The organism is Thermotoga sp. RQ7 (genome assembly GCF_000832145.1).
Lineage (GTDB): Bacteria > Thermotogota > Thermotogae > Thermotogales > Thermotogaceae > Thermotoga > Thermotoga neapolitana.
The window spans coordinates 266,430-283,670 of the sequence record NZ_CP007633.1; the positions used below are offsets into that span (position 1 = coordinate 266,430).

19 protein-coding genes are annotated in these 17,241 nt (G+C 48.6%); 10 read left to right on the top strand and 9 right to left on the bottom strand.

Features of this window, described 5'->3' with window-relative positions; genetic code table 11:
- Positions 1 to 58: 58 nt before the first annotated feature.
- Genes miaB through TRQ7_RS01450 form a run of 4 tightly spaced genes read left to right on the top strand, consistent with a single transcriptional unit; the run spans position 59 to position 3,691 of the window.
- Positions 59 to 1,390 (top strand): tRNA (N6-isopentenyl adenosine(37)-C2)-methylthiotransferase MiaB, encoded by a 1,332-nt coding sequence (gene miaB / locus TRQ7_RS01435; RefSeq protein WP_041843826.1) that lies wholly within the window; start codon positions 59 to 61, stop codon positions 1,388 to 1,390.
- Positions 1,353 to 2,213, top strand: a complete 861-nt coding sequence (locus tag TRQ7_RS01440) for a phospholipase D-like domain-containing protein (RefSeq protein WP_041843827.1) — start codon at positions 1,353 to 1,355, stop codon at positions 2,211 to 2,213. Before miaB ends, TRQ7_RS01440 begins: the two co-directional genes overlap by 38 nt.
- Positions 2,191 to 2,997 carry a Cof-type HAD-IIB family hydrolase gene (locus tag TRQ7_RS01445; protein ID WP_041843828.1) on the top strand — a complete coding sequence of 269 codons (807 nt, stop codon included), beginning with the start codon at positions 2,191 to 2,193 and terminating at the stop codon, positions 2,995 to 2,997. The genes TRQ7_RS01440 and TRQ7_RS01445 overlap by 23 nt, the downstream gene beginning before the upstream one ends.
- Positions 2,957 to 3,691 carry a hypothetical protein gene (locus TRQ7_RS01450; protein WP_201771672.1) on the top strand — a complete coding sequence of 245 codons (735 nt, stop codon included), beginning with the start codon at positions 2,957 to 2,959 and terminating at the stop codon, positions 3,689 to 3,691. Before TRQ7_RS01445 ends, TRQ7_RS01450 begins: the two co-directional genes overlap by 41 nt.
- Before the next feature lies 1 nt (position 3,692).
- Here the strand turns inward: TRQ7_RS01450 and TRQ7_RS01455 are convergent, their stop codons facing one another.
- The 4 genes from TRQ7_RS01455 to TRQ7_RS01470 all read right to left on the bottom strand — a co-directional run bounded on the left by TRQ7_RS01455 (position 3,693) and on the right by TRQ7_RS01470 (position 5,468).
- A complete protein-coding gene (locus TRQ7_RS01455) occupies positions 3,693 to 3,923 on the bottom strand; it encodes a hypothetical protein (protein ID WP_201771673.1) in 231 nt (76 codons plus the stop codon).
- Positions 3,924 to 4,070: 147 nt separating this feature from the next.
- Positions 4,071 to 4,469, bottom strand: coding sequence for a nucleotidyltransferase domain-containing protein (locus tag TRQ7_RS01460; RefSeq protein WP_012644900.1), 399 nt, complete (start codon positions 4,467 to 4,469; stop codon positions 4,071 to 4,073).
- A complete protein-coding gene (gene ispF, locus TRQ7_RS01465) occupies positions 4,451 to 4,933 on the bottom strand; it encodes a 2-C-methyl-D-erythritol 2,4-cyclodiphosphate synthase (protein ID WP_041843830.1) in 483 nt (160 codons plus the stop codon). Before ispF ends, TRQ7_RS01460 begins: the two co-directional genes overlap by 19 nt.
- Before the next feature lie 4 nt (positions 4,934 to 4,937).
- Positions 4,938 to 5,468: a Holliday junction resolvase-like protein gene (locus tag TRQ7_RS01470; RefSeq protein ID WP_041843831.1), complete on the bottom strand. Its 531-nt coding sequence runs from the start codon at positions 5,466 to 5,468 to the stop codon at positions 4,938 to 4,940.
- 53 nt (positions 5,469 to 5,521) lie between these two features.
- Between TRQ7_RS01470 and nadE the strand changes: the two genes are divergently transcribed.
- Both nadE and TRQ7_RS01480 read left to right on the top strand, forming a co-directional pair.
- Complete coding sequence (gene nadE, locus TRQ7_RS01475; RefSeq protein WP_041843832.1) at positions 5,522 to 6,367, top strand: NAD(+) synthase; 846 nt, start codon at positions 5,522 to 5,524, stop codon at positions 6,365 to 6,367.
- A gap of 26 nt (positions 6,368 to 6,393) precedes the next feature.
- Entirely contained in the window at positions 6,394 to 8,322 is a 1,929-nt protein-coding gene (locus tag TRQ7_RS01480; protein WP_041843833.1) for an exopolysaccharide transport family protein, read from the top strand.
- Positions 8,323 to 8,350: 28 nt separating this feature from the next.
- Here the strand turns inward: TRQ7_RS01480 and TRQ7_RS01485 are convergent, their stop codons facing one another.
- The 5 genes from TRQ7_RS01485 to TRQ7_RS01505 are packed head-to-tail and all read right to left on the bottom strand — an operon-like array spanning position 8,351 to position 15,981.
- Positions 8,351 to 9,751: a clostripain-related cysteine peptidase gene (locus TRQ7_RS01485; RefSeq protein WP_041843834.1), complete on the bottom strand. Its 1,401-nt coding sequence runs from the start codon at positions 9,749 to 9,751 to the stop codon at positions 8,351 to 8,353.
- A gap of 14 nt (positions 9,752 to 9,765) precedes the next feature.
- Entirely contained in the window at positions 9,766 to 11,193 is a 1,428-nt protein-coding gene (locus tag TRQ7_RS01490) for a hypothetical protein (protein WP_041844531.1), read from the bottom strand.
- A gap of 4 nt (positions 11,194 to 11,197) precedes the next feature.
- Positions 11,198 to 11,809, bottom strand: coding sequence for an HAD family phosphatase (locus tag TRQ7_RS01495; protein WP_083941457.1), 612 nt, complete (start codon positions 11,807 to 11,809; stop codon positions 11,198 to 11,200).
- Complete coding sequence (locus TRQ7_RS01500; RefSeq protein WP_041843835.1) at positions 11,799 to 13,001, bottom strand: hypothetical protein; 1,203 nt, start codon at positions 12,999 to 13,001, stop codon at positions 11,799 to 11,801. The genes TRQ7_RS01495 and TRQ7_RS01500 overlap by 11 nt, the downstream gene beginning before the upstream one ends.
- A gap of 1 nt (position 13,002) precedes the next feature.
- Positions 13,003 to 15,981 (bottom strand): SLBB domain-containing protein, encoded by a 2,979-nt coding sequence (locus tag TRQ7_RS01505; protein ID WP_041843836.1) that lies wholly within the window; start codon positions 15,979 to 15,981, stop codon positions 13,003 to 13,005.
- 203 nt (positions 15,982 to 16,184) lie between these two features.
- Here TRQ7_RS01505 and TRQ7_RS01510 point away from each other — a divergent pair, with 203 nt between their 5' ends.
- The 4 genes from TRQ7_RS01510 to TRQ7_RS01525 are packed head-to-tail and all read left to right on the top strand — an operon-like array spanning position 16,185 to position 17,210.
- Positions 16,185 to 16,379: a DUF1659 domain-containing protein gene (locus tag TRQ7_RS01510; protein ID WP_041843837.1), complete on the top strand. Its 195-nt coding sequence runs from the start codon at positions 16,185 to 16,187 to the stop codon at positions 16,377 to 16,379.
- Positions 16,380 to 16,393: 14 nt separating this feature from the next.
- A complete protein-coding gene (locus TRQ7_RS01515; protein ID WP_004081161.1) occupies positions 16,394 to 16,603 on the top strand; it encodes a DUF2922 domain-containing protein in 210 nt (69 codons plus the stop codon).
- An 18-nt stretch (positions 16,604 to 16,621) separates the two neighbouring features.
- Positions 16,622 to 16,855 carry a hypothetical protein gene (locus TRQ7_RS01520; RefSeq protein ID WP_004081162.1) on the top strand — a complete coding sequence of 78 codons (234 nt, stop codon included), beginning with the start codon at positions 16,622 to 16,624 and terminating at the stop codon, positions 16,853 to 16,855.
- On the top strand, positions 16,848 to 17,210 hold the full coding sequence (locus tag TRQ7_RS01525; protein WP_041843838.1) for a sigma factor: 363 nt from the start codon (positions 16,848 to 16,850) through the stop codon (positions 17,208 to 17,210). Before TRQ7_RS01520 ends, TRQ7_RS01525 begins: the two co-directional genes overlap by 8 nt.
- Positions 17,211 to 17,241 lie beyond the last annotated feature (31 nt).

The following is a 17,241-nucleotide window of genomic DNA, read 5'->3' on the forward strand; positions in this document are numbered from 1 at the left end:
GCGGGGTTTTTCCTTTCTGGTATAATCTAATTAGTCTGAGCAAACTGGGAGGTCGAACATGAGATTTTACATAAAGACCTTCGGCTGTCAGATGAACGAGAACGACTCAGAAGCGATGGCAGGTCTTCTTGTAAAAGAGGGCTTCATCCCTGCCTCGAGCCCGGAAGAGGCAGACGTGGTCATCATAAACACCTGTGCGGTGAGGAGAAAGTCCGAGGAGAAAGCCTACAGCGAACTGGGACAGGTCCTGAAACTGAAGAAGAAAAAGAAGATCGTCGTTGGCGTCGCAGGATGTGTCGCAGAAAAGGAAAGAGAAAAGTTCCTCGAAAAAGGAGCGGACTTTGTTCTTGGAACCCGTGCCGTTCCGAGGGTGACAGAGGCCGTCAAAAAAGCACTCGAAGGAGAAAAGGTGGCGCTCTTTGAAGACCACCTGGACGAGTACACACACGAACTTCCAAGGATAAGAACGAGCAGGCACCACGCATGGGTCACGATCATCCACGGCTGTGACAGGTTCTGTACCTATTGCATCGTCCCCTACACCCGGGGAAGGGAAAGAAGCAGACCGATGGCGGACATCCTGGAAGAGGTGAAAAAACTCGCAGAGCAGGGCTACCGTGAGGTTACCTTCCTCGGCCAGAACGTGGACGCCTACGGAAAGGACCTGAAGGATGGCTCCTCTCTTGCAAAACTCCTCGAGGAAGCCTCGAAGATCGAGGGAATAGAGCGAATCTGGTTTCTCACCTCCTATCCAACGGACTTTTCCGATGAACTCATAGAGGTGATAGCAAAAAACCCGAAAGTGGCAAAGTCCGTTCACCTTCCCGTTCAGTCCGGAAGCAACAGAATTTTGAAACTCATGAACAGAAGGTACACGAAGGAAGAGTACCTTGCCCTCCTCGAGAAGATCAGATCGAAGGTGCCAGAGGTTGCAATAAGCAGTGACATCATCGTGGGCTTTCCCACGGAAACGGAAGAGGACTTCATGGAGACGGTGGACCTTGTAGAGAAGGCACAGTTCGAGCGTCTGAACCTTGCCATTTACTCTCCACGTGAGGGAACTGTAGCCTGGAAGTACTACAAAGACGACGTGCCCTACGAAGAAAAGGTGAGACGTATGCAGTTTCTCATGAACCTCCAGAAGAGGATCAACAGAAAACTCAACGAGCGATACAGAGGAAAGACGGTGCGTATCATCGTCGAAGCGCAGGCAAAGAACGGCCTCTTCTACGGCCGCGACATCAGGAACAAGATCATCGCCTTCGAAGGTGAAGATTGGATGATAGGGCGCTTTGCGGACGTGAAAGTGGAAAAGATCACTGCAGGGCCCCTCTACGGAAAGGTGGTCTGGGTTGAAAAGACTCCTTCTCCCGTTTCTTCTTCTGAGTGAAGTTCTTCTTTCACAGGTCTACTTCAGCATGGTGGATGACCTTTCTTTTCTTGTCATCTCACACCTGGAGTCTGCAAGCGATGTGACGGTGGTCGCCTACTCGATCGACCCTGATTATCTTGGCCTGAAAGAGTGCAGCATGGCCACAGAAGTTCCCGTAGAAGGTGCCTTCGTTCACATCTCAGATGGGCTTCTTCACTCGAAGTTCATCGTCCTCGACCACGAAACGGTGATCTTCGGCTCTGCGAACTTCAACAGGCCCAGTTTCGAAGAACACCTGAACAACCTCATCGTGTTCCACTCGAGAGAGATCGCAACTTTCTTCGAGAAAATATACGACTGGCTCGTCTTCGGAAAAAGGCCACAAGCCAGACTCGAAACAAAAGAGGGAACGTTCTTTCTCATTCCGGCCGTTGACGGGGAAAGGGTCGTTCTCGATACCCTCTGGAAGGCAAAAAGGTACGTTCTTCTCTGCAGCTACGCTTTCACAGATGAAGACGTCTTTGCCACGCTGAAATTCCTCTCCTCGCAGGGTGTGGAGGTGTACATCATCACGGACGAGTGGTTCGAGTCTTCAAGGCTCAGGGAACTTCCCCTTGAGACCTTCCACGTCCTCGAGGTGAAAGAGCCCCTCATGCATCATAAGTTTCTGGTCATTGATGGGAAGATCCTGATCACGGGTTCTGCCAACTTCACAGAGAGCGGGTTTCACAGAAATGTGGAAGTGATGTTCGAAACGAGTAACAGAGAGTACGTAGAATCTTTCGAGGAAGAGTTCAACAGGATCTGGAGGGGATACTTTGTACAGGGTGTTCGTTTTTGACCTGGACGGAACACTTCTCAACGACAACCTGGAGATATCAGAAAAGGACAGAGAAACCATAGAAAAACTCTCCAGAAAGTGCCATGTTGTCTTTGCAAGCGGAAGAATGCTCGTTTCCACACTGAACGTGGAAAAGAAGTACTTCAAAAGAACCTTTCCAACGATCGCTTACAACGGTGCGATGGTGTACCTTCCAGAAGAAGGCGTGATCCTGAACGAGAAGATCCCGCCTGAGGTAGCAAAAGACATCATAGAATACATAAAACCGCTCAACGTTCACTGGCAGGCTTACATTGACGATGTGCTCTACTCCGAAAAGGACAACGAAGAGATAAAAAGCTACGCAAGACACTCGAACGTGGACTACCGCGTTGAACCGAACCTTTCTGAACTCGTCTCAAAGATGGGAACGACGAAACTTCTTCTCATCGATACCCCGGAAAGACTCGACGAGTTGAAAGAGATTCTCTCTGAAAGGTTCAAAGATGTGGTGAAGGTCTTCAAGTCCTTCCCTACTTACCTTGAAATCGTTCCGAAGAACGTGGACAAAGGAAAGGCACTGAAGTTTTTGAGAGAGAGGATGAACTGGAAAAAGGAAGAGATCGTCGTCTTCGGTGACAACGAGAACGACCTGTTCATGTTCGAAGAGGCAGGCCTTCGTGTTGCAATGGAAAACGCCATAGAGAAGGTGAAGGAGGCATCGGATATTGTCACGCTCACTAACAACGATTCTGGTGTGTCTTATGTTCTTGAGCGCATTTCCACAGATTGTCTTGATGAGTGAGATACCGGAGAGCACCAGTACTTCTGTGGCGGTGAACGTTCCCCTTCAGAGCATACTGAAGGATGTTTCCCTTCTATGTCTTGGAAGTTCTGGAAACCTGAACCTCTCGAGGGATGTAGGAATCGCCGTGGGAAAGATCCTGAAAGAAAGGGGAGTCTCTTACTACGTATTTGGCAGTTTCGACGTTCTGAGAAGAACAGACCCTGAGCCCCTCCTGAAAGTTTCCTCCTCCCCATACATCACCGCACAGGTTCTCTCTCTCCTTGCAGAGGGACTCTCCATCGCCGGTGTCGTTCCTGTCTTCAACGCAACAGGCCCCGTCAATGATCAGGTTGTCACCGCTCTCATCACGAGAAAGGCCACCTACCCTGTGATGGTGGAAGATATGGAAAAGTACGAGTACCTGAAAAAACTCGGCTACACCACAACGTTCGTTATGGACACGAAGGGAAACGTGCTCGTGGGAAGGCCAGTAAGATTCTCCTGGGCCTATGGAAAGGAGATAGACTACGAAGATCTCAGAAGGGAAGTTCTGGAAAGCTCCGTAGTCCTTCTGGATAAGGATACAAAGAAAATCAGCGTGAACGATCCGTGGGGTGGCGGGGTGCTTGTCTTCTCGGATGAAGAGTGGCTTTTGAAGATCGCACAGGCTGTGTTGAACGGAAAGAGAAATCCCACAGGAAGAGTGCCCTAACTCACATTTTTTCAGCAAGTTCTCTCAGAAAGTCTTTGAATCTTTCTATTTCCTCTTCGAAGCGCTCGTAAACAGCGCCTGCTTTTTCCAGAAGAGGTTTCATCCTCTCCCATTGCAGAAGATAACCGTACACGTTTCTGAAAACATGTCTGAATCTCAGATATTCATCAAGAGTTTCCCTGAGTTTTTTTGAAATCACAGCGGGACGAACCCTCGGGATCTCAAGCGACATTTTGTTCAGTAACCTCGCTCCGTTCATCTCATAAGATATCAGTTCGAAGGAGACTTCCGAGCGCCCTCAAGATGAAACGGTCTGGCTCTTTATTGGAAAATTCTCTGCTTTACTCTTTCATCTCTTTCACAACCACATCAAGGGCATCTATCTATCTCCGCTATCAGTGAGAGAATCTGTTCCCTCTTCAATCTCCATTCCCTCCCTCTCGATCAGGTTCCTGAGGAACGCAGGACATCCTTCAAGATCGATCAGATCTACCTCGAACTCAGAGAGCCTGTTGATCTCAGAGAGCACCCTGAAGTACTCCTCTTTCGGAAGGCCTTCCACCGCAAGATCGATATCGGATCGCTCAGTGAACTCTCCTGCCCCTCTTAAGTACTTCGCAAGAGAGCCAAAAAGAACCACCCTTTTTGCACCGTACTTTTCTCTCAGTACCCTGGTGACCTTCCTTGCCTCTTCAAGAGCCTTCTGAGCCATCAATTTCATCTTTTCTTCTTCCTTCTTTTTTCTCTCTACCCAGGCCCTTATATACTCTTCGTACATTTTTTCTCCTCCACAAGACACACCGCATATGCGGAGATTCCCCTTTCTTCTCCCTCAAACCCCAGCGTGTTTCCGCTCTTGAACTTCACGTTCACACGGGATGTTTCAAGTGCACTTTTGAGGTTTTCCAAGATCTTTTCTCTGTAGGGGGAGAGTTTCACGATGGAGGCCACAACCGTTGCGTCCACGTTGACCACACTGAATCCTCTCTCCTCCAGTATCTTCACCGTTTCTTTCAAAAGGTCCAGACTGTTTGCGTCCTTGTACTCCTTCGTCTCCGGAAACCACGTTCCTATGTCGCCAAGGCCAACGGCTCCAAGCAGAGCATCTATTATCGCATGTGAAAGAACATCACCGTCCGAGTGGCCGAGACTTCCAAGGGGTGCGTCTATCTCCACCCCGGCAAGGACCAGCCTTCTTCCCTCAACGAGCGGATGTCTGTCGTATCCAAAGCCGATGAACATGGAATCACTCTCCACGATAGTGCAGTTTCTCCCAGTAAACCTCTCTTTTTTCCACCACGTCCCTTACCTGTCTTTCTCTGGTGTTCAGATTTCCCGTTTTTCCCGTCTTGACCTCAACAAACACTATTCTTCTCAAGTTTCCTTCACTCAAACCATCGAAGACCACAAAATCCACTGGAGTTCCTATAAATCTTGCATCTTTTGGATTGTATCTGAATTCTGGGAAGAAAGGTATCAGGTGCTCTGTAACCTGACCCATTATCACACTTTTGCTTTTGTTGATGGCATCCTCTCTGATCCTTTTCTCCTCTTCCATCTTCCACTCCTGAAATTTCACTTCGTATTCTCTTTTCAAATTTGCCTCAAGAACTTTTCTCTGAAGTTCCCACTCGTTCTTCTTCCAGTCTTCAAACATCTTCATAGCCCTGCTTTCGGCTGTTCCTTTGAGCTCTTGAATCTCGCGTGACATTTTTAGAAGATTCCTCGCCAAGATGAAAACTACAATGACGAGAATTACAATAATTACTATCATCATGCGAATCCCCCCTGTCTTAATTCTACATGTTAAAATCCCAGAGGGTGATAGCAGTGAAAGAAAGTCTCATCAATTTCATAAAAGAGAAGATAGAAGAGTACAACTACAGAGGAGCGGTTGTCGGAGTGAGCGGTGGGATCGACTCCGCCGTAGTTCTCTCTTTGTGTGTTCAGGCGCTTGGAAAAGATCGGGTGTTTGGTCTCATTCTTCCAGAGCGCGACTCTTCGAAAGACTCGGTGAAAGACGCCGTTGAACTCTGCAAAAGCCTGAAAGTTGAGTACAAAATAAAACCCATCACTCCCATCTTGAGAAAAATAGGTGTCTACAGGCTCTTTCCACCAAAACTCTTTTTTCCAGAATCGGTCGTGAAAAGATACGTCCTCAACAAATGGAACTCTCTTTCGAAGGATCCTTTCCTGGACGACCTCAGAAACTCCGGCCCCAACGAATTTCTGAAAGGCCTCGCCTACTACAGAATAAAACACAGAATCAGAATGTGCCTTCTCTACTTCGAAGCAGAAAAGAGAGGCTACGCCGTTGTGGGGACGACGAACAGAACGGAGTACCTCACAGGCCTGTACGTGAAGTGGGGTGACGAGGCAGTCGACATAGAACCCATCATGCATCTCTACAAAACGCAGGTTTTTGAACTCGCAAAAGAGATGAACGTTCCAGAAAAGATCCTGAAAAAACCCCCTTCTCCCGATCTCATTCCCGGCATCACAGACGAGATGGCCTTCGGCATGAGCTACATGGAGCTTGACCGCATACTGATGAAGATCGACAGGGGAGAGAGTTTGGAAGACGAAGACCCAGAAAAAGTAGAGAGAGTGAAGAAGATCCTCGAACTTGCAGAAAAGCACCGCCGTGGGATTCCAATCAGCTTTGATAGAATATAATCAGAACACACCAAGGAGGGAAAGCTGTGGAAGAAAGAGAACTAACGCTCGGCGATATCCTTTTGATGTTCAAAAGAAGGTCAAAACTCTTCTGGATCGTTCTCGTTCTGACGGTCCTTGCAACGGGGATTTATCTTTTACTCGCCACGCCAAAATACGAAGCCTCCGCGAAAGTGAAGGTCTCAACACAAAAAGGCATGAGTCTTGGACTTTCCATTGAAGGTCTTCTTGGAGGTCTTTCCAGCCTTCTTGGAGGTGGAGGAAGCCTCGAAGACGAGATACAGATCATGCTTTCTCGAAGAAACATCGCAGCCGTGATAGACGAGCTTGACCTTGCCCACAAACTCCTCGATGAAAAAGACATAAAAAAAGCTATGGAAAACGGCCTCACAGAAGACGATTTGAAACTCTCTCTTTACAACTACATGGTGGAAAAGCTCATAACCGTCGAGCCTGTGAAAAATTCGAACATACTGGAAGTTAAATTCACCTGGCAGGATCCAAAGCTCGCCGCCGAGGTGGCGAACAAGATCGTAGAAAATTACGTCAAGATCAGTGAAAGCATCGCCAAAACCCAGCTTGGGGCGAAAAAAGAGTTCCTCGAAGAACAGATCCCGAAGGTGGAGCAGGAGCTCAAAGAAGCGGAGAACAAACTCAAGGTTTTCAAAGAAAAGAACAAAATCTACTCCGTCGAAGCGCAGTATCAAACGCTTATAGAACGTTACGCTTCTCTTCTTCAAAAGAAGGAAGAATCTCAAATCGCCATGGAAGCGGCTCAAAAGCAGACTGAATTCTTCTTAAACGAGCTCAAGGATCTCGATGTTGAGATAGAAAAGCTCAGAGACAGCATCACGTTCGATCCGATCATCTCCCAGCTAAAAAGCAGACTGATCAACATCCAGATAGAACTCGCAGGGCTCATGGAGCGCTACACTGAAACAAACCCCGCTGTGGTTCAAAAGAAAGCAGAACTCGAAGAAACCCAGAAACAGCTCAAGACAGAACTCGAAAGACTCCTCACATCCCAGGTGAAAAAAACAGGTTACACCATCTACGGAGAAGCGCTCAGCAGTCTCATAAAAGCCGAATCCGAGAGAATCCTCTACCAGACGCAGTACGAGGCTTTCAAAAAGCTCTACGAAGACCTCGAAAAGGAACTCTCAAAGCTCCCAGAACTCGAACAGCAGCTCATCGAACTCGAGAGAGACTACAAAGTGAAAGAAACGATCTACACCACTCTTCTTCAGGCAAAGTACGAATCTCTCATATCTGAAGCAGCGATCACGGCCAACGTCAACGTCATAGACTGGGCAGTTCCACCGCTCTCACCCTCAAAGCCAAACAAAAAACTCACCCTCGCGGTCGGAGGGGTGCTTGGAATATTTCTTGGCATCCTCGCTGTCTTCTTCGCGGAGTTCACCGACAGAAGAATCAAATCAGAAAGTGAGGCGGAGTACCTCCTCGGTGTGGAAAAGATCGTGGCGAGAGTTCCTCTGACAAACAAAAGTGAAGTGATAGAAAAGGCCCTCGGAATTTCCGCAGTGAAAGCAGGAAAGGTGGTGTTCATCACCGCAATAGAGGACGGAGCGGGTGTGAGCACCACAGCAAAGCACATGGCGCACCTTCTCTCGAAGAAGGGAAAGGTACTTCTTCTCACTGAGGAAAACGTCGATGGCCCATTCGACAGAAAGGACGTCTTCGACCTTTTGAGGAACCCGGAGATCCTCGAAGAATTCAAAGAACACTACGACAAAGTGATCATCGACGCACCTTCGCTGAAGAGAACACCGGAGTTCCTCCCGGTAGCGGAAAAAAGCGACACCACGTACATCGTGATCAGACTCGAACACACCTACTCGGAAGATCTAAAGATGCTCCACTCTCTGAAGAAGGTAGACGGCTTCATCCTGAACGGCCTGACGAGGAGAAACTCAACGTACGTGGAGGAAAAATGAGGAGGGGATTTTCCCCTCCTTTTATTTTTCACTGCAGCCAATACACCAGAAATTCATCCCACTGTGTGTCGTTGGGGAAGGAGAGAGTCATGTAGTCGTTCTCATATATTCCATACACACTCCTGCTTTCAGGCATGAAGATGCTGACTGGAGCCAAGAGTTTTCGATCACCTTTTTCACCGTAGGAATGAACAACAAACGAGGATGGATCGGGAGCTATAGAGAGTTTTGTCACCCATTTGTCTATAAAATCACCGAGATCAACAAGAACGGGCCGATTGTAATAGTCAATGTAACTCTTCACCACATCAGAATAAACCGCGTCGACCTTGCTCAGATTCGCTTTCAGATCATAAGTGAATGAATCTAAAGCAGAAACAAAACCTTCTACTTGCGAAGTGTCGTACACCGCAAGGCTCAGTCCATCTTGACGGTAAGAATCGTAAGCGGGAGAAGAATAGTAATCCCTGTAACTGTCAACAATCATCTCTGCCACACTGAACTGTGTACTATCGGGAGTTATCTCATCCAAGAAACTGTAATTCCATCCATCCGCTGGTTCGTTGAAACTGGAAGCCACAATGTAATGAGCCGTGTTTCTGAGTTCGTATATCACCTCAAGGGATCCCATGAGACACGCGTCGAATCCAAGGATGTCGAGTTTGTCTCCAGAAAGAGCGTTTTCAAGTGCTTTCCTCAGGTCTGCTACAGCAATTGCCGTTCCTCGAGTCTCGTCGAACCCAACAGCCTTCGTTGAGATGTAGTATGAGTCACCGATCCACGCACTCCCGTGATCCCAAATCACAAGCGCGTAGCGATCGGCATCGAATTGATTGAGAATCATCTCAAGCCAGGCTTCCAGATTTGTGTACGATCCACTGTTGAAGTCAATTCCCACCATTCCAACAACAGCCTGCCAGTTTCCGTTTTCATCGAGCACCAGTACTCCATCACCAATTTCTACACCATCGTAGACAACAACCACAGAAACACTTCCACTGGCGTTTCTCATCTCGGAAAGGTCATCCTCGGAGTAGTAATAAAGATTGTTGTCTGCTGCCATCCACACGATGAAAAGCCACTTCGGTTTTGTGAAACTAACATCAAAAGACCTGCTCACACCACCTGCCACCGCTGTGAATGTGTAAGTTTTCTCCGATGGAGAGAAAAAACCTATTCTTGCTACACCGCTTGTGTCGGTGGTTGCTTCTCCAAGGAAGGCACCATCCACATAGAAAGAAACATCCTCACCTGAGACGGGAAGACCGTACTCGTCGAGCACCTGAACGTCCACAAAAGCGTATCTCCCAGCGATGTGGGTTTCATTATCCGCGATTATTGTGGAAGGTGTGGACGCGTGTGTGTAGATCTCCGGCATACATCCAGAAAGAAAAAGAGCAGAAACCACAATCAAAAGAAACCATCTCAAACTTCTCTTCCTCCTCAAAAGCCAAATTCGATCCCAAGACCAGCCAGAAACTCACTACCTGAAAAAAGAAGAGAAAAACTCACGTGCCCGATTTTCCCCCTCAAACTCGCCCCGAAAATGGTTTTCGTTTCCCCTTCCTCCGCCGTCGGATATTCCGTATAGAGTGTGTTCGGCCCCTTCACAAGGTAGAAGAAATCCGTTTCAAGACTGACGTTCTCTTTGAAAAGATCAAAAGATACGTTCAAAAGTTTTGCGTCCGGCCCGAAGGCAAAACCTACAGGATAGTCAACGATCGTTCTGGAAGATGGGAGATTTGTGAGATAGACGATCCTGTTGTTGAACTTCAAGTAGGGAAGGAACGTGTTGTAGACGAATTTTGTAGCCAGAGCGTACTCCACACCGAGCACGCCTTTCAAAGATCCGGTGGAAAGCGCTCTTCTCACACCCACGTTGAACGCATAAGCGGTGGGTTTTGACTCATCCTCAGTTGTTCCCACAAGATCGTCGAGAACGAACTCTCCGTGAACTTCAAAGCCTTTTTTTGGGACCCAGGAAAAGTCGAAAGATGCCATCGAGTTCGTGTAGCCCTCGTTGTAGTTGTTGTGCCAGATCGAAAAGGGACTCACGGCGAAAAGATCAGGGTACTTTCCACCGATCATCGTGAGCTCTCCCGCACTGAACCTGAAGTTCTCAAAGGGGTGAAAGTCGAGCCTGTGGGCTACCAAGGTTTTCACCTTCTCGGTGTACGGAGAGAGGGGATCTGCGTTCACAGGCCTGAAAGTACTCTGTTTTTCCCACTCTTCAGTTGTCAAAACGGGATTTATCGAGATCAGGTGGAACGTGTACTGTACCTGGGCCTTCGTTGAGAACGTGAAATGGCTGAAATAAGGGCTCACATCCGAGATCACAACGGGAAACTCGGAGCTTCCCCATCTGATCTTCGATCTTCCAACGGCTACGTAAAAATTCTCACCATCGTAAACACCGTAAGCGGTGTACGGAAAAGTCGAATCGGCGCTCGAAAGCTCTTTCCAAATTGGCGGAACGTTGCTGTGAAGGTCCAGATAAAAGTCGCTGTAGTTGTTTGTGAAGGGGATCTCTGTGTAAAACGAAATCTCTCCCACGAAGCCTTCGAAAGAAACGTTCAAAAAGTAAGGAGTGTTCTCGTACAGGTAGAAGTTCTCCCAGGGAGGATCAGAGAGGACGAACCATCCCGTTTTTGTCTTTCCCTGAAAATTCCCGAAATAAAAAAACGGTGAGACTTCAAGAGAAACTCTATTTTCTCTCTCACCAGAAGGCATGGGAAGAACACCGGGAAGCGCTTTTCCTTCGAGAACGTACTCGTAAACCATCTGAGGTGCGAGCTCTGTGATCAACGGCTCTGAAAACAAAACAGAAGAGACAATCACAGCAAAGAAAACCCACCACTTTCTCACGATCATCCCCTCACAGTTCAATCTTTAGCTCTCTGACCAGAATTTCCTTCAATTTCGAAGGCTTTTCAAGACGAACAGCTCGAAAACCAATCTCTCTTGCAGTCTTGACATTTTCCGGTGTGTCGTCTATGAAGAGGCTCTCTTCAGGTACAATCTTGTATCTTCTGATCAGCTCGAGGTATATCTCTTTCTCAGGTTTCAGGTAGCCTACGTGAGAGGAAATCACCATGCCGTCGAAGAGTTCGAAGAAATCGTACCTTTCCCTCACCATCTCGAAGTAGATCCTCCCGTAGTTGGAAAGAGCGTAGAGTTTGAAGGTCCTTTTCAGAGCTGGAAGAAGTTTCACGTTCTCTTCGATGGGTCTCAAAAGTTCTGGAACTTCCCTTTCAAGCCTTTCTACGTACTCTCTGAACCCAGAAAGCTCTCTCTTCTTCTTTTCCCACAGCTTGTTCTCAGGAAGAACACCTCTGTCCATCAACTTCCAGTCCTCGTGTTTGAAGATCTCTTTCTCGAGAACTTTTGCCACCTCTTCCGGGAAAGACTCGAGCAGGTATTCACAGGGTCTCCAGTCGATCAGAACCCCTCCAAGATCGAAAACGATGTTCTTCACTTCAAAAGCCAACTTCAAACTTCACCTCCAGACCGATCCCGTCGAGACTGTTCCACCAGACATCCACGTTTCCTCCGTACTCTCCAAAGAAGGTGTTCAGAGACACCTTCACCGTGTGTTCTTCTGTGAGATCGCCGATGAGCCACTTCGTGTCGGGGGGCATCTGTTCACCGTGCCAGGGCTCCTCTGGTGTTCTGTCTCCATAGACGAGGTAGTGGTACATAACACCGAGAGAACACCAGCCAAGAGAGCGTTCAAGGCCGAGCTTCAAAGAGAAGGAATTTTCGCCGTATTTGTATCCGATCATCCTGTCTTCGATCGCTCCTTCGGAAAAGTACGTGTATTCGTAGGGAACGTTTGAGCTTGTCCTCTCGAAGGTGTACGCGCTCGCACCGGAGGCTTCTCCGTAGAATCTCCAGGGACCCGTTCTGTATTCACCGCCGAGAAGGAGTGCTATCTTGTCCGGGTTCAGATATCCTCCTGTTCCAAGGAGCCTGTTCAGGCTCATGTCGTCTATCAGTGCCTCGAAATAGACCCTTCCCGCACCGAAGTTCCACTCGACCCATCCACCCATGAGGGCGTTCGCGTTCTCTGAAGGATCTCTCCAGGGAGCCCCCTCCTGGTACTGCCAGATCTCCTGTACAGCGATCGTTGGGATAGGAACAAAGAAGTAGTAAGGATTGAACACCTCGTTCAGATAAACCACGGCGTCTTCGTAGGCGATCTTCAAGAGTCCAAGGTCGAACACTACCGTTCTGTAGTTGAAGCTCTTTTCGTCGTTTATACGAAGCCAGAGTGATTCAACGTGCCAGTTGTTTCGGGAGTAATTCAGAGAAAAACCGGGAAAGCCGTAAAAGCGGGAGTTGTTGTCCAGAAAGAGTTTGTCGATTCCGGGTCCTCTCTCCTCGTTCAGGATCCCCGCCTTCAGCTTAAAGGGGCCTACCTTCCCAGAAAGGTTCGCCTCCGGGATGTAGTAGAACTCCACTAACTTTTTGAGTTCATCGATGATACCGGTGTGGACGATCCCGAAGCCCTTGCCCACACCGGCTCTGCAGTTGAACTGCCAGTCCTCGTCAAGCCACACACTCTCGGACAGCTCTCCCGTCCATTTGAAGCCGTTCTCATAAGAAAGATCCAAAGAAACGTTCGTGCTCGCGAAGATGAGAACCGGCAGAGCTATCAAAATTGAAACCAATCTCCTCACGTTACCACCCCATGAAGTCTCTGACGTTGCTGATTGTGTTTATCACGGTGTTCACTATGGAGAGCGCCTCTGTGACCTGTATGAGCGGGTTGTCGGGAACGAAGACCACATCACCCGGTGCGACGTTCGGGTTCACACCTCCACCCTTTCCAGAAAGAACTCCTGAGAGATCGCAAACGGTGACCTCTCCCTGAGGTCCTCCCTTGAATAAGAATATCCTGCTTGTGGCGGCTCTGTCTGTGAACCCACCGGCCCTCATCACCACATCGAACACCGTCGAGTACCTGTCCACCTTCACGATACCCGGTGTCCTCACGTTACCGAGCACGTACACGTAGTTCGTTTCAACGGGTGGTACGTACACCACGTCTCCTGGCTCTATCTTCACCTTCTGCACCTCGTCTATGTTCGTGAAGTCGTAAGTCGTTTCATTCTCTCCCCTTCTCAGGATCACCTTCGTCTTCAGGGCCCAGTTGCTCAGCCCACCGGCCTGTGCTATGAGCTTCAGAAGTGTCACGTCTCCTTTGAGCTCGTACGCACCGGGTCTTACCACCTCTCCCACGACGTAGGCGAAGTTCTCCGTCTCAAGAGGCACGAAGACCACGCTTCCGCTCTCAAGAACAGGCCCACCTGTGTTGATCACGTCTTCATAATACACTTCTTTCTTCTCACCCGATGGACTCACAACGACGATCCTGCTCGATCCCGTGCTCTTTACACCGCCCACCTTGCCCAGGACGTTCCTGAGCGTTGGTGTTTCCTCGTCTTTGAAGGTCACGAGCGTGTTCGTGATGCCTTCTCCGAAGACGTAAACGTGAGGTCTTTCGGTGTATTTCACGTACACGAGGTCACCGTCCTTCAGCTCGAACAAGCTGAGCTGGTTTTGAGGAACGGTGATCTCACCGCCGTTTCTCAGAACGACCACGTCTCCCGCTTCAAAGAGAGCGTCTTCTTTGTACCCTCCCGCCTTCACAATGGCTCTATCTAAGAGAGCCGACTCATCGGGCTCGAAGACAACCATCTGGGGCACCTTCACAAAGCCGTCCACGTAGACTCTGACGGCTTCTTTCACATCCACCTCGACAACCGCACCGTCTTCGAGTGAAAGATCGGTAACTTCCGCCAATTCCTGCACCTTTCCGCTCGAGCGCACCTTCAATCCCGCTATGTACTTCTTCTGTATTTTTCCGAACCTCGCGAGGGCTTTCTCGAGTGTGATGTCTTCGTCTTTCGCAAAATCGACGTATCCGTACACGTCCCCGGTGAAATAGACCCTCTTCGTCTGTATCGTCTTCACGAGGATCGTGTCGCCTGTTTTGAGAGAAACATCCTCCGTCAATACCTTCTCTGGATCGAAGATCTTTTCCTCGCCGTCTCTCAAAAGTGAAAGACTCTTCACAAGAGAGAAATCCTCGATCCCGTACTTCTTCAGGGCCGTCGAGAGTGTGAAGGGTTCGTCCTTAGCAAAACTCATCCTTCCGTTCCTTGTAGCATTGTCTCCCACCATGTAAACGAACCTGTCCGTGTATTTCTCCACGTAGACGAACACTCCGTCTTCGAGGGGAATCTCTTTTTCCACTATCTCCTCTGGGAAGTATTCCTTTCCGGACAGTTTCACGGAGACAACCTGACTTTCGTCGACGAAACCACCGGCCTTCGCTATGAGGTTTCTCAGCGTGAACGCCTCATCCTTTCCAAAGGCGTAAAGCCCGGGGCTTCTCACGTACCCGAGGATGTAAGCCTTCTTTGGAACGAACTTCTTCACGTTCACTACGTCGCCGGGTTTCACAAGAAAGTCCAACTTGTCTGGTGAAAGCTCCACAGTGCTTCCGCCTCTTGTGATGACGATCGAATCGATTTCTTCAACACTTCCTATGAACCCTCCTGCCATCGAGAGGAGCTTTTCCAGGGTCACCGATTCCTTCGGAGAGATCTCGTAAACACCTGGTCTTGCCACATATCCTGATACATAGACTCTTGTCTCTTCGTATTTTTTTATCTCAACGACATCTCCGACATTCAGCTGAACGTTCTCATCCAGCACTTCCGGTGTGTACTCTGTGGTCTTTCCATCCCTTGTGATCAGAACTTTTTCTATGTATCTGTTATCAACGGAGACTCCGCCGGCTTTTGCGATGAGATTTTTGAGCGTGAGAGACTCTTCTCTGGAGAAGGTGTACATTCCCGGTCTTGCCACCGTTCCCACAACGTAGGCGAACCTCTCGTCGAGTTTTTGGACGTGCACCGTGTCCCCTGGTTTCAAAAGGAGGTTCTTTTGATAGATATCTTTCTCTGATATCTCAACCGTTTTGTCTTTCGAGAGGACGATTATCTTTCCCGAACTCTCCTGCGTGGTACCGCCCGCTGCCGCTACGGCGTCGAGCAGGGTCATCTCCCTTCTGTAGGGGTAAATACCTGGTTTTGACACAGCTCCAACGATCTTCACGAACTCCGTGTAGCTCTTTTCTGGGAGTATCACCTGATCGTTCTCCTGGAGCATCACGTCTTTCTCGGGAGCTTCACCCCAGAGAAGCGAAGAGAGATCCAGTTCAAAAACCTTCCCATCTCTCAAAACCTTCACCTTCGAAAGATCGACTGAGGAGAGATCCACAGAAAGAAGAGAGAAAAGCTCAGAAACGCTGAGATCTTCTATTCCCATGTCCACCACTCTGTTCACAACACCGGAGACGTAGATGTTCCTTGGAGCAATCTGCTGAAGAGACACGATCACCTCAGGTTCAGAAAAACTCCTGGAGAGCCTTTCCTTGAAAAGCTCTGTTAACTGGTCCACACTGAGGCCTTCCACCTTCACACGTCCCACGTACGGAAACGTGATCGCACCTTCTATGTCCACTGCGCAATTTCTCGTCAGATCTGGGTATCCCACCACTTCGATCCTTAGAACGTCTCCCTTTCTTATGGTGTAGGACAGAGAAAACACCGCAATCAGAAGAAACAGAAAGATCAGCGCTCTTTTCATCTCGAACCCTCCTCTTCGTCTTTTCTGTTGAAAATTATACCTTACGTCTGAAGAAAGATCGAACCAGAAATGATTCGCTTAGCGATTTTTATTCACTAATATGTTGAATATACAAAATTTTATATGTGATTTAACATCCCTGTCAGGACTTATTTATTGGAGGGACTGCGCAGTCCACAAAAAAACTCACAGGAGGTGTTACTATGGAAAAGGCCCTCAGGATCGTGTGGGCAACAGGTGAAGTGGACGAAAACGGAAACCCTGTGACGAGAAGACAAACCATCTCCGTCAGTCCAAATGCGACAGCACAGGATCTTGCGAACGCGGTGAACACCCTCGACTTTCTCTCGAGCTACACCTACGTTTCCGCTCAGCTCGTCACGTACGAAACCATATGAGGAGGTGAAGTGGTATGAAGAGACTGTACATGGATTTTTACAACGAGGCAGAAGGGAAGAGAAGAAGAATAATAGTCAACAGCCCAGCTGACGGACTCACAGCGGATCAGGTTCAGACAGCCATGCAGACGCTTCTGGACTCAAAAGTCCTGGAAGGCTACGCGATCGACAGAGCAGTGATAGTTGAGACAAACTCCAACGAATTTTTTGATCTAATTCACTGACGAAGGGAGGGCGTCTGTATGATGACAATACTTCCATTTCTCAAGGACGTCCTCCCGCTCGCCGTCTCCCTGGTCGAAAGACCGGGGGACGGTGAGTCCAAGAAGGAGGAAGTGAAAGAGATCGTCTTCGGTCTCTTCGACAGCTTCGGAATCGACCTTCCCTTCGACTACGATATCTTAGATCACATCCTGGACTACGCCATAGACTTCGTGGTGGACTTCTTCAACGATCGGGTGTGGAACAATGCCTAAGAGAAATACGAAGAAACTGAAAGACGAAGAACTCACCATCGATGAACCCTACGAAAGATACCAGAACGAGATAAGAAAGAAAGCAGGATTCTTTTTCGAAAAGTTCAGGGAAAAGATTTCTTCCTTCGAAGATCTTTACCAGGCGATATGTTCTATCTTCTGCTATGCTCGTAAAACATGGAACAAGGACAAAGGAAGCTTCTCCGCTCATTTGAAATCCACCATAAACAGAAAAGTGATCGACCTCATTCAGGGGATCCCTCTCCCGGGATGCAGCGACGCTCCGTTCGACATTCTGAAAACAGAGTACAAATCTCGATGCAGGCTGGAAGACTTCGAAGAGAAAGATCGTTGAACAAAAGCGGGGTCATCCCCGCTTTCTCTTT